This window comes from Bacillus aquiflavi, from assembly GCF_019915265.1.
GTDB lineage: Bacteria > Bacillota > Bacilli > Bacillales > Cytobacillaceae > Bacillus_BT > Bacillus_BT aquiflavi.
The window spans coordinates 2,008,618-2,020,169 of the sequence record NZ_CP082780.1; the positions used below are offsets into that span (position 1 = coordinate 2,008,618).

The window sequence follows — 11,552 nt, forward strand, 5'->3', positions numbered from 1 at the left end:
GTTAAACCTATCCTTACACTTTAGATTATTTATTTAAAATAGGAATTTCCTGCTTATTTTTTTTCGTTATATTAAAAATAATATTTAAAAATATTGCAGTTAAACTGCCTGCTACAATCCCGTTTTCTGTCAAGATTTGAACACTTGCTGGCATACTTGCAAATAAGTCAGGAACAACTGTTACTCCTAGACCCATTCCAACCGAGCATGCGATAATAAGCAAGTTTTCCTGTGATGAAAAATCAACATGACTTAACATTTTAATCCCTGAAGCAATGACCATTCCAAACATCGCGATCATTGCACCGCCAAGAACAGATGCAGGGATAATAGTTGTTATAGCCCCGATTTTTGGCACTAAACCGAGTATGATTAAAAAGACACCTGCAGTATAAATGACATTCTTTGTTTTTACCCCCGACAGCTGTATAAGCCCAACGTTTTGCGAAAATGTTGTGTATGGAAATGCGTTAAAAATCCCGCCAAGAATAATCGCAAGCCCTTCTGCACGGTATCCATTTGCTAAGTCCTTTTCTCCTAATTGTTGCTTACAAATATCTCCTAGTGCAAAATAAACACCCGTCGACTCTACTAAACTGACAATTGCTACAAGAATCATTGTTAAAATCGCTGTCACTTCAAAAGTAGGCATTCCAAAATAAAACGGTTTAATAATATGGAACATTGATGCTTCTGAAACCGCTGAAAAATTAACCATCCCCATAAAGTAAGCGACAACTGTACCACAAAGCAATCCTAATAAAATAGCGACCGCGCGAATAAATCCAGTAAAAAAACGATACAGAATAATAATAAATAATAGCGTGCCGAACGAAAGTCCAATATTTTGTAATGATCCAAAATCAGGGCTGCCTACTCCTCCAGCCATATTATTTACTGCAACAGGAATTAATGTAATTCCGATAATTGTGACTACTGATCCTGTTACAACGGGCGGAAAAAATTTTACAAGCTTCCCGAAATATTTCGCAACTAAAACAACGAATAATCCAGAAACTAAAATGGCGCCATAAATGGCAGAAATGCCGTACTCTCCCCCGATTGAAATCATCGGACCAACAGCGGTGAACGTACAACCTAATACAACGGGTAAGCCAATTCCAAAGAAACGATTTTTCCATACTTGTAAGATTGTCGCGATTCCACACATTAATATATCAATCGAAACTAAGTAAGTTAGCTGCTCACTTGTTAAACCTAGAGCACCGCCAACAATTAACGGAACGATGACCGCTCCAGCATACATAGCTAAAACATGCTGCAACCCTAATGATGCAATTTTCAAAGGATGCTCTTTCATTTAAGGGGTGCCTCCTCATTTGCAAAATTTACTTTTCCATTTGCAAGCGTTTGAATTTTTGCAAGCGACTCCACTCTATACCCTAGCTCCCGCAGCTTTTTTCCTCCATTTTGGAACGATTTTTCAATTACAATTCCAATTCCTGCAACATGAGCATTCGCCTCTTTAACGATTGTTACTAATCCGTTAGCCGCTTCTCCGTTTGCTAGAAAATCATCAATAATTAACACTTGATCCCCAGCTTCAATAAATTTATTTGAAACCGAAATTTCGTTTGTCTCTTTTTTTGTGAATGAATAAATCGGTGCTGTCAATAAATCATCAATAAGAGTTAATGACTTTCTTTTTCTTGCAAAAATGACTGGGACATTTAACGTTAATGCAGTCATTACAGCAGGGGCAATACCAGACGATTCTATCGTTAATATTTTTGTCACCTTTGCTTCTTTAAAGCGATTCGCAAACTCCTTTCCGATTTCCATCATTAAAAACGGATCGATTTGATGATTTAAAAATGAATCTACTTTTAATACGTGATCTGACAGTACAATCCCCTCTGTCAGAATTTTATCTTTTAGTGCTTTCATCCTATTCCTCCTCACAAAAAAAGCCTATAGGTCTATTGCATTACTTAAAATAAATGAGTAAGCAACGACCTTTAGGCTTGAAAAAAAAACATTATAAAAAAGACGTTTTGCTCACTCATAGTCAGATTATTACGGTAATCTGGTAGAAACTCGCGAGCCAATCCCCGCCATTATATGAGAGAGTAAAAATATGAAATTAACATGGATGTATTATAGCTTATTTTTATGAATAAAGCGAGTTTTTCACGTATCTACTTTTGCTCTAACTCATTCGGGTCAAACTGCAGTCCTGCGCGGCTTCAATTAAAAGAACCTTTTTAATGATCTGGAACGAGAAAAAAATCTTGCTTCCTTTTTCGACTTAGATCATTCAGGAGGGAGACAAACCAATAAATCAACAAAGTTATATGTTAATAAGTGTGAGTTTATATTTTTGCTTAATCGAAATTCCTTTAAAAAACTTACTTTACCCTCAAAAGCTTCACATATTTTTCACAATTATCCGTCAGAATATGCGTTAATTTTTACTGATTTATCAATTTTACACTATTACCATAGTTGTAAAATGAGGTATGAAATATTTGTGAAATCCCCAAAACTCGATAGAATTCTTGAAAATGTTTTGTATTATGAAAGTGTATTCATAAGTTTTTTTCAGATAGATGAGGGGAGTGAGGGAGGATGGCGAAAACGGAACTCGATCGTAAATCGAACATTGAGGTTGAAGACGATTCTTCTTTAAAAGGGACTTTAGTTTCCGTTTTCTTTGTAGGATTATTTATTGTTGTTACTACTTGGGTAAGCGTTTATTTCGTATTCTTAGATCGTTTTTTTTAAGAATTAAAAGGGGGAAAAAAAGCCATGCACATGCACAAATTTGAAAAGATTTGGCTTATTTTTGGGGTAGGTGCGCTACTCGTCTTCTTATCTGTTTTAGGTGTAAGTGCATTCTACATGGGCAACCAACCGCCAAGTTGTTTGGCAACTATTGACCCTGAAAAAGTGGACGAAACAGCTCCGTTTACTAAACCAGGGCTTAATAAAGTAGAAGGAAAAGATTGGGATTATGAGTTAGTTTTTGTTGCTTCTGCATTTGCTTATAACCCCGGTGAAGTTCAAGTTCCAAAAGGTTCAAAGGTAAAAGTCATTGCAACGACAAAAGATGTCATCCATGGCTTTGAAGTTGCAGGAACTAATATTAACATGATGCTTGAGCCAGGCTTTATTAGTGAGATTGTCACAACATTTGATAAAGCTGGCGAATACTTAGTGTTATGTAATGAATATTGCGGTGTTGGGCACCACATGATGTCTTCAAAAATTGAGGTGGTTGAATAATGCTTGGCTCTTCTAAAAAAACAAAAGCAAAGGTTGATCGCCGCGATGCTAAGCTCTCAATGGCTCACTTCTATGCGTCATTTATCGCCTTAGCATTAGGTGGGTTAGCAGGATTGCTACAAGTTCTCGTACGTTCTGGCAAATTCGAACTTCCTTTTGGAATTGGTTACTATCAAGTATTAACCGTTCATGGGGTACTATTAGCACTCATTATGACAACGTACTTTATTTTTGGGTTTCAAATATCTGCTGTAAGCCGGACTGCAGGTACATTGTCAAACGGAGCACGTAAAGCTGGTTGGATTGGGTTTTTCGTTTTGACAATTGGTACATTGCTTGCGGCAACTATGATTCTTTTAAATGAAGCTTCTGTATTATTCACGTTCTATGCACCATTGCAAGCACATCCAATTTTCTATATTGGTTTAACATTAGTGATTGTCGGAACGTGGATTGAAGGTAGTGCGTTAATCGCCTCTTACGTAAAATGGCGGAAAGCAAACCCTGGGAAAGTAAGTCCATTATTGACGTTTATGGCCATTATTAATACGGCGATGTGGTTCGTTGCGACAATTGGTGTAGCAACAACCGTCCTTGTTCAAATCCTGCCTTGGTCTTTAGGATTAGTTGATACGATTGATGTATTAATAAGCCGGACGTTATTCTGGTACTTTGGTCACCCGCTTGTATACTTCTGGTTGTTACCTGCCTATATGGCTTGGTATGTCATTGTCCCAAAAGTAATCGGCGGAAAGCTATTCTCAGACTCGTTAGCACGTATGTCATTTATTTTATTCTTATTATTTTCAATACCTGTCGGATTCCACCATCAATTAACAGAGCCAGGAATTGACCCTGCATGGAAGTTTTTACAGGTTATTTTAACATTTTTAGTTGTAATACCATCTTTAATGACAGCATTTTCATTATTTGGAACGTTTGAAACAGTCGGCCGAGCAAAAGGAGCAAAAGGCTTACTTGGCTGGTTTAAAAAACTCCCATGGGGCGATGCTCGTTTTACAGTACCATTTATCGGAATGGTTGCATTCATTCCAGCAGGTGCAGGCGGAATGGTAAACGCTTCTTTCCAAATGAACCAAGTTGTTCATAATACTGTATGGGTTACAGGACACTTTCACTTAACACTTGCAACATCAGTTGTCTTAACGTTCTTCGGAATCTCATACTGGCTCATTCCACACTTAACTGGAAGAAAGCTAACAAAGAAAATGAACAAACTTGCAATCATTCAAGGGATTGTTTGGGCTGTCGGAATGACGTTTATGTCTGGAGGAATGCATTTTGCGGGACTGTTAGGTGCACCGCGCCGTTCTTCTTTCTCAACTTATGGTGATGCACCACAAGCCCTTGAATGGATTCCTTATCAAATTGCTCAAGCAGTAGGTGGAACGATTTTGTTTATCGGGATCATTTTAGTCCTAATCATCTTTATCAACCTAGCCTTCTTTGCTCCGAAAGGTGAGGAAGAATTTCCGGTTGCGGAAGCTCCTGAAAAGGCTGAAGCTACACCTCTTGTTTTCGAAAACTGGAAATTATGGCTTGGAATCACAGCTTTATTAATTCTATTTGCGTACACAATCCCGTTAATCGATATGATCCAAAATGCGCCTCCTGGAGCAAAAGGATTTAAACTCTTCTAAATGACGAGCATGATAAAAGAAATAAAAACGCCCCACAGAGAAAATAAAAGTCGCTGGGGGGCGTTTATTAATTGCTACTACTCTATTATGTTACTGTACGATGTTTTTTCATTTTTATTGGAAAGTTAACGATTAAAACAGACGATAAAATGAAAACAGAGCCAATGATTTGAAAGATCGTTAATGATTCATGATAAAGGAAAACACTTAAAAAAGTCGCAACAAGCGGTTCAACTGTTGCAATAATTCCTGCTTTACTGCTTTCAACTTTTTCCAACCCTTTCGTATATAAAATAAAAGCAATAACTGTTGGAAAAAGCCCTAATCCAATTGCATGACCGATTACTTCAGGCTGCAACAATGCTCCCTTTTCCCAAATCCGTGTAACTGGTAACAGAAAAAGAGCTGCAACGACAAATGTGAATAATGTTACTGTAAATGGTTCATATTTTCTTAATGCGAATTTACCAAAAATACTATATAAAGCATAACCTAATCCCGAACAAAGACCGATTACAATCCCTAGCATTGTTACATTATTTGCTTCTCCGACTGAAACACCCGCTATTAATACACAACCGAAAATCGTTCCAATTACCGCAAACACTTTCTTCATATGCAATGGTTCTTTTAAAAAAATATAAGATAAGATTGTAACAAAAGCTGGAGATGTATACAGCAAAATCACCGCTAAAGAAACGTTCATTTCATTAATAGTTGTAAAGTAACTCCAGTAAAAAAAAACAATACTTAATATTCCCGTCCCAATAAATAAATAAGTATCTCTTACTTTCACTTTCATTTCACTGCGATAGCGAATAAGTCCAATGATTATTAATAATAGTGAAGCTGTAATTACCCGAATCGTAACAATTTCCATCGCAGTGAAACCATACTCGGATAGCCCCCTTACAAAGATGGCAATTAACCCCCATAAAGCAGCACCGGCTGCAATCATCATATAAGGTAGCATTGTAGTCATCCTTTGTTAAATACTAGATTAATTGATACACTTTACGATATTTATCATATAAATAGTCAATTAAATATTTTGCATTTAAACCTTCACCAGTTACATCCGTTAAAATTTCTAACGGTTTCTTCATTTTTCCATATTGGTGAATATGATAAGTAAACCATTTTCTAATTGGCTGCAAATGTCCTTTTGCAAGCAGTTCATCGAAACTCGGTATATCTTTTACTAAAGCTGCTTTAAATTGTGCGGCATACATATAGCCTAAAGCATATGAAGGAAAATAACCAAAACTTCCCCCGGCCCAATGAACGTCTTGTAAAACACCTTCACCGTCATTCTTTGGTCGAATTCCGAGATATTCCTCATATTTATCATTCCAAATTTGCGGCAAATCCTTCACATCTATTTCATCATTGAAAAGGCCTTTTTCAATTTCATAGCGGATAATAATATGAAGTGGATATGTCAGTTCATCAGCTTCAATTCGAATTAGTGATGGTTTTGACTGATTAATTGCTCGATAAAAGTTTTCTAACGTTACATTGTCAAATTGTCCGTTTGAAAACTTTTTAAGTAAATCATAATTTTTTACCCAAAAAGAATAATGTCTGCCGATGAAATATTCATAAAAAAGAGATTGAGATTCATGTATTCCCATAGATGTCCCTGTACATAATGATGTACCGATCAATTCTTTGGAAATATTTTGCTCATATAATGCGTGTCCCCCTTCATGAATTGTTCCAAACACAGCAGAACGAAAATCTTTTTCATTATAGTTCGTCGTCACGCGAACATCACCAGGATTTAAACTGATTGCAAATGGGTGAATCGTCTCATCTAAACGGCCCGCATGAAAATTATATCCGATCTGCCTTAAAATTTCTACGCTGAATTGACGCTGTTTTTCTTTAGAAAAGTGCTCAAACAAAAATGCTGTTTCTGGCTGATACGGAGATTCAGAAACTTCTTTAACAAGAGGAACAATGTTCTCCCTTAATTCTTCAAATACTTTATCTAAAACAGCTACGGTAACACCTGGTTCAAATAGATCTAAAAGTGTATTATATTTATTACCTTCATATCCCCAATATTCAATAAAACGCTTATTCGTGTCAACGAGTTTCTCCAAATATGGTCGGAACAAGTTAAAGTCTGACTTTTCCTTTGCTTCTCCCCAAATACTTTGAGCTTCTGATTGAAGCATTACATAGTCTTTATACTCTTCGATAGGGTTTTTTTTATTTCGATCATATTCTTGTTTACAGTCTTCTAATGTCTTTTGAGTTATTTTTGACACTTCATTTTTGAAACGTGAAAGCTTTGCTATGTATGCTGCCATTTCTTCAGATGTCGACATCTGAAATACTTCAGAGGAAAGTAAACTAATCACTTCAGAACGGTGAGTTACTCCATTCTTTGGAGCGCCTGTCCGCAAGTCCCAATAAATTAAATGGATAGCTTCTTGATAAGCAGTCATCTTTTTTACATAATTTAAAAACTCTGTTTCTATTTTTTTTATCTCTGACATTACTTTTCCTCCTTGAATAATAAGTTTCATTGCTATAAAATGCAATCGTTCAATTATTCATCATCAATGTCTTTTAGAACGAAGCACTATTTTATGAATTGTAGTTCTACAAAACATTAACAAATAAATATCTTCACTATTTTATCATATTTTTGAAAATTAATGATATTTAACAATAAAATTGAATGAATATTTTGTGAGCGCTTTCTTTTTAGAAGCAAATGATAATGAATTTCGTTCCAGCTTGTAGACAAGGTCAAATATTTACAGCAAATCCCCAAAAGATTTCTTAAAAACGCTTGTCAGTCGAGACGCCGAGCAAACGAGGCAGGAGCAAAGAGAACAAGCCGGTCATCAGCTTTCATCGAAGAATACGAGCGTTTGTCAATAGTCTAAAGGTACATGATAACTAATTCCGTTCGTCATGCTTTTGAGTATTAAGAATGACACAAAAGGACTGTCTATAAGTTCGGACAGTCCTTATTATTCATTATTCACCATCAAACATTATTTAACGATCTGAGCTCCATTCCATCTTCTCTACTAGTGTGATGACTTCATCTACCGACATATCTGGATGTTCAATTATAAGCGAGTAGCGCAAGCCTTCCTCATCCCATTGAAACATATTTAGTTCTTTCATCGCTAAACCTTTTAATCCACGTACGGTAATCTCTTCTTCCTCAGAAAAACCTACCTCATCTTCATCGTCCTTTGGTGTTGGAAAAATTGATAACATTAGTAAAGGAATATCATCCTTTTTATAATAGACAGTAACTTCAGATCGATTTATTTCACCCTTTAATTCATCTAACTCGATTTTCTCTATTTCAGCTATTTCCTTATTTAAGGTTAAAAATGATGTATCGAGCGCTTTTTCAGCCTCTTCTAACGTAACAGTCTCATCCTTTACCGGTTGAATTTCTACATCATTTGGTAAAGTTAATGTAAATGTATCATCAGTAAACTGAGGAGAGGCATCCACTTTTGTATATTCATGCTCAATTTTATTCTCACCATTCACCATTTTAGATTTCATAATAAACCATCCTTTTGGATCAATCCAAAGCTCCATATCTCCAAGAATCGATTTCTTTGATTTTTTAGTTACTTTAATATGGTTAGTTTTGACCCCATTCACCTCTTCTTCTCCGGTGAATTCATACGAGTGTGTGTCTTTTTGCTGCTCTAACATTTGTATTAATATTTCCCGCTGTGACGGCATTGAACTTACAAACTCCTCATCGGAAATATCAATTGAATTAGCAACATCGCTACCTTCTTCATAAATGAGCAATTGCTTCCCATCATTCATAACATATGATGACTTCTGTTTTATTTCATCTTTTGTCACAATTTTCTTTTTTCCGTCTGAGCTGTGCCACTCTTGGAAAGTCATTTTTTCTATAAGAGTGTCCCCTTCATAGACATTCATATTGCCTTCAGCATAATAAGATTCGAGCTTATTGTCTGATTCTAATACATTTGAAATCATCTTATCTGTTGACATTGCCATATCTTCTGAACAACCTGATAATAGTCCTAATGTAATGACACTGCTAAGTAGGATGCTTTTTATTTCCATTCCCTTTATCCTTCCTTTCTTTTAACAAACAGGCAAACACCGTGCCGAATTTAGGTGTCGACCATAGTGCAATTTTCCCTTGTTGTTGTTCGACTAACATTTTTGCAATACTTAATCCAAGACCTGAGCCTCCACTTTTTGTTCTCGCTTCTTCAACTTGGACAAACGGTTCAAAAATTCGCTTCTGGTTTTCTTTCGCAATTGCTTTGCCTTCATTTTGAATGATAAGTACAGTTCCATTGCTACGCCATTCGTTAATAGAAGTTTGAAAAGGAAGAAATACCCAATCGGGCAGCTTACTCTGACTGGAAATGATACCAATCCATATATGATTTCCCCGCTCTGTATGACGAATCGCATTCGCCATTAAATTATCGACAATTCTTATCATTTGTTTTGCATCAATGTAATAAGTACCTTTTACACATTGAGAGACTGTTAACGAGATCCCTCTTTGCTCACATTGATCTTTATAGCTTGGAAGCAGCATATCAAAAAACTCTTCTCCGTCAACTTCCACAAAATTTACCTCATGATGTGATGACTGTAAGGCTGTATACATGACTAAGTCATCAAGCATTTGTTTCATATAATCTATTTTTGTAAATAAAATCTTTGTATACTCTTGTTTTTCTGCTTGGGACATATGCATTTTACCTTGGAGAACTTCCGTATAAGCACGAATTGCTGTTAAAGGTGTTTTTAAATCGTGCGATAGCGCTGCAACGATATACTCTTTTTCTTTTTGGTGATTTTTCGCTTCTTCTTTCGTTTTTTCTATTTGTTTCCTCATTTTATTAAAATGAGTAATCAATGTTCCGATTTCATTTTTTTTTTGAATAAGGTATATCAATAATAGGGTCTCCCTTTGCAAATGCTGTCATCTGTTTCTGAAGCTGTACGAGAGGACGATGTAGTTTTCTATTTAACAACATAAGAACAACTAAATATAATAGAAAAAAAAAACAAACTAAATGATCCTAGTAACAAAAGGGAACGTTTTTCTACCCCTTCGATCCACTCCTCTCTCCTAATCGTTAATTCATAAATACCAATTAACAGATCATCTTGAAAAACGGGCTTTTTAATTAGAAAGGTGCGGTGTCTTTTTTGGATTTCATTTAAATCCTTTAATAAATCATTTCGACTCACCTTAATATAGTTACCCCTAGGGTCGTTACTAGATGAAAAAAGTTTAACTCCATCCGCACGATATAGAGTAACTATCATCGTCTCATCAATGGCCTTTTGAACTGTAGAATAGTTCTTAACTGGTTGAATTTTATAGAGAGACGGATTTTGTAACACTATTTCTAGTTGCGAAAGCTGATTTGTGACTTCGATAAATTCTTTTATATCCTGCTTTTCATCATAGGCAGTTAAGAGAACGTACAAAAAATATAAAACACATACAGGCAAAAGCATGACGATAAAAAAGCTGGCTAAAAGCCAAGATTTTATTTTCATTAGACTGGCACTCCAATAAACCGATAACCAATCCCCCATACAGTTTGGATAAATCTTGCTTTACGTGATTGGTCATTTAATTTAGACCGCAAGCTTTTAATGTGAACAGTCACTGTATTGTTGCCATCAACATCGTCCTGCTGCCATACATGTTCATATAACTCTGTTTTTGAAAAAGTACGCTCAGGATTTTTTGCAAGTAAGAAAAGTAACGCTTGTTCTTTTGCTGTCAACAAAAGTGGCTTGTTATCGAGATAAACTGTTTGCTTAGAAAAATCAATTTTTAAATTGTGCTCAAACTCAAGTACGCGATCATTATTTAACTTCCCTTGATAACGGCGAAATCTGCGTAAATGAGAATTGATTCTTGCACTCAGTTCTTCAAGACTAAACGGTTTTGTAATATAATCATCTGCACCTAAACCAAGAACAAGAACTTTACTTTCATCTTCATGTCTTGCACTGACAATTAATAACGGGACATCACTTTCAAGACGGATTGTTTTGCATAATGTAAACCCATCCATTTCTGGAAGCATTAAATCGACAAGAATCATATCGAATGTATCATGATGAAAATCCTCCCAGCCTTCTTTTCCAGTCGAAGCCCATGTCACTACATACCCTTGTTTTCGTAAGTAATCGCAAATAACACGAGCAATTTCTGTATCATCTTCGACAATTAACACTTTTGCTTGCTCTCTCATGCCTAGCATCCTCCCTCATGTTTCATTATAAATACATTGTGCACCCATTCTATATATTTAAGAAATGCTTTATTATTAGCTCTTTTATCTTCTGATTTCATTTTTTCATCATTTTTATTGTTTAGAGATAAGTTAGATGTCATTATCTTTTAATCTTGATATTCTTATTGATTTGACGATTCATCTTGAATAACAAGAAAGAACTTTGGTGATATTTGCTCTACATTCTCTTCAATAGACCATCTTAACATTGATGATCGATAGCTCTGCTAATTTGTATATCTCGATTATAATTGCTTCTTTACTAAATAGTATTTGTTTAAAGCTGACTAAAGCCGACCAAATGGATCATTGTTTAAATATAATGTATAAATATCGC

Annotated in this window: 11 protein-coding genes and 1 riboswitch; of the genes, 3 read left to right on the forward strand and 8 right to left on the reverse strand. The window is 35.6% G+C overall.

All coding sequences use genetic code 11. The features are described 5' to 3' along the window. Window positions 1–25: 25 nt before the first annotated feature. Together K6959_RS09585 and K6959_RS09590 are read right to left on the reverse strand one after the other, a co-directional pair. The gene (locus K6959_RS09585) at window positions 26–1,321 is read right to left on the reverse strand and encodes a nucleobase:cation symporter-2 family protein (RefSeq protein WP_163239990.1); all 1,296 of its coding nucleotides are present in this window, start codon (window positions 1,319–1,321) and stop codon (window positions 26–28) included. After that, window positions 1,318–1,908, reverse strand: a complete 591-nt coding sequence (locus K6959_RS09590) for a xanthine phosphoribosyltransferase (RefSeq protein ID WP_163239988.1) — start codon at window positions 1,906–1,908, stop codon at window positions 1,318–1,320. The genes K6959_RS09585 and K6959_RS09590 overlap by 4 nt, the downstream gene beginning before the upstream one ends. A 98-nt stretch (window positions 1,909–2,006) precedes the next feature. Then, a riboswitch (purine riboswitch) is annotated at window positions 2,007–2,106 on the reverse strand. A gap of 483 nt (window positions 2,107–2,589) precedes the next feature. Between K6959_RS09590 and K6959_RS09595 the strand changes: the two genes are divergently transcribed. Genes K6959_RS09595 through K6959_RS09605 form a run of 3 tightly spaced genes read left to right on the forward strand, consistent with a single transcriptional unit; the run spans window position 2,590 to window position 4,907 of the window. Next, window positions 2,590–2,745 carry a cytochrome c oxidase subunit 2A gene (locus K6959_RS09595; protein WP_223086361.1) on the forward strand — a complete coding sequence of 52 codons (156 nt, stop codon included), beginning with the start codon at window positions 2,590–2,592 and terminating at the stop codon, window positions 2,743–2,745. A 24-nt stretch (window positions 2,746–2,769) separates the two neighbouring features. Continuing rightward, window positions 2,770–3,246 carry a cytochrome c oxidase subunit II gene (locus tag K6959_RS09600; RefSeq protein WP_163239984.1) on the forward strand — a complete coding sequence of 159 codons (477 nt, stop codon included), beginning with the start codon at window positions 2,770–2,772 and terminating at the stop codon, window positions 3,244–3,246. After that, window positions 3,246–4,907 (forward strand): b(o/a)3-type cytochrome-c oxidase subunit 1, encoded by a 1,662-nt coding sequence (locus K6959_RS09605; protein WP_163239982.1) that lies wholly within the window; start codon window positions 3,246–3,248, stop codon window positions 4,905–4,907. Before K6959_RS09600 ends, K6959_RS09605 begins: the two co-directional genes overlap by 1 nt. A gap of 85 nt (window positions 4,908–4,992) precedes the next feature. Here the strand turns inward: K6959_RS09605 and K6959_RS09610 are convergent, their stop codons facing one another. The 6 genes from K6959_RS09610 to K6959_RS09635 all read right to left on the reverse strand — a co-directional run bounded on the left by K6959_RS09610 (window position 4,993) and on the right by K6959_RS09635 (window position 11,173). After that, on the reverse strand, window positions 4,993–5,880 hold the full coding sequence (locus tag K6959_RS09610) for a DMT family transporter (protein ID WP_316252471.1): 888 nt from the start codon (window positions 5,878–5,880) through the stop codon (window positions 4,993–4,995). A 22-nt stretch (window positions 5,881–5,902) separates the two neighbouring features. Next, window positions 5,903–7,414, reverse strand: coding sequence for a carboxypeptidase M32 (locus K6959_RS09615; protein ID WP_223086364.1), 1,512 nt, complete (start codon window positions 7,412–7,414; stop codon window positions 5,903–5,905). A 511-nt stretch (window positions 7,415–7,925) separates the two neighbouring features. Next, entirely contained in the window at window positions 7,926–8,999 is a 1,074-nt protein-coding gene (locus tag K6959_RS09620) for a LolA family protein (RefSeq protein WP_223086366.1), read from the reverse strand. Then, window positions 8,974–9,852, reverse strand: a complete 879-nt coding sequence (locus tag K6959_RS09625; protein ID WP_223086367.1) for a sensor histidine kinase — start codon at window positions 9,850–9,852, stop codon at window positions 8,974–8,976. Before K6959_RS09625 ends, K6959_RS09620 begins: the two co-directional genes overlap by 26 nt. Window positions 9,853–9,920: 68 nt before the next feature. After that, window positions 9,921–10,466, reverse strand: coding sequence for a hypothetical protein (locus tag K6959_RS09630; protein WP_223086368.1), 546 nt, complete (start codon window positions 10,464–10,466; stop codon window positions 9,921–9,923). Next, the gene (locus K6959_RS09635) at window positions 10,466–11,173 is read right to left on the reverse strand and encodes a response regulator transcription factor (protein WP_163239972.1); all 708 of its coding nucleotides are present in this window, start codon (window positions 11,171–11,173) and stop codon (window positions 10,466–10,468) included. The genes K6959_RS09630 and K6959_RS09635 overlap by 1 nt, the downstream gene beginning before the upstream one ends. Between the last annotated feature and the right edge of the window lie 379 nt (window positions 11,174–11,552).

What these genes read in the sequence shown, in the direction of transcription:
- K6959_RS09630 (WP_223086368.1), bottom strand. Translation starts at nt 10,466, where the DNA reads ATGAAAATAAAATCTTGGCTTTTAGCCAGCTTTTTTATCGTCATGCTT.
- K6959_RS09585 (WP_163239990.1), bottom strand. Translation starts at nt 1,321, where the DNA reads ATGAAAGAGCATCCTTTGAAAATTGCATCATTAGGGTTGCAGCATGTT.
- K6959_RS09590 (WP_163239988.1), bottom strand. Translation starts at nt 1,908, where the DNA reads ATGAAAGCACTAAAAGATAAAATTCTGACAGAGGGGATTGTACTGTCA.
- K6959_RS09615 (WP_223086364.1), bottom strand. Translation starts at nt 7,414, where the DNA reads ATGTCAGAGATAAAAAAAATAGAAACAGAGTTTTTAAATTATGTAAAA.
- K6959_RS09605 (WP_163239982.1), top strand. Translation starts at nt 3,246, where the DNA reads ATGCTTGGCTCTTCTAAAAAAACAAAAGCAAAGGTTGATCGCCGCGAT.
- K6959_RS09610 (WP_316252471.1), bottom strand. Translation starts at nt 5,880, where the DNA reads ATGCTACCTTATATGATGATTGCAGCCGGTGCTGCTTTATGGGGGTTA.
- K6959_RS09620 (WP_223086366.1), bottom strand. Translation starts at nt 8,999, where the DNA reads ATGGAAATAAAAAGCATCCTACTTAGCAGTGTCATTACATTAGGACTA.
- K6959_RS09595 (WP_223086361.1), top strand. Translation starts at nt 2,590, where the DNA reads ATGGCGAAAACGGAACTCGATCGTAAATCGAACATTGAGGTTGAAGAC.
- K6959_RS09635 (WP_163239972.1), bottom strand. Translation starts at nt 11,173, where the DNA reads ATGAGAGAGCAAGCAAAAGTGTTAATTGTCGAAGATGATACAGAAATT.
- K6959_RS09600 (WP_163239984.1), top strand. Translation starts at nt 2,770, where the DNA reads ATGCACATGCACAAATTTGAAAAGATTTGGCTTATTTTTGGGGTAGGT.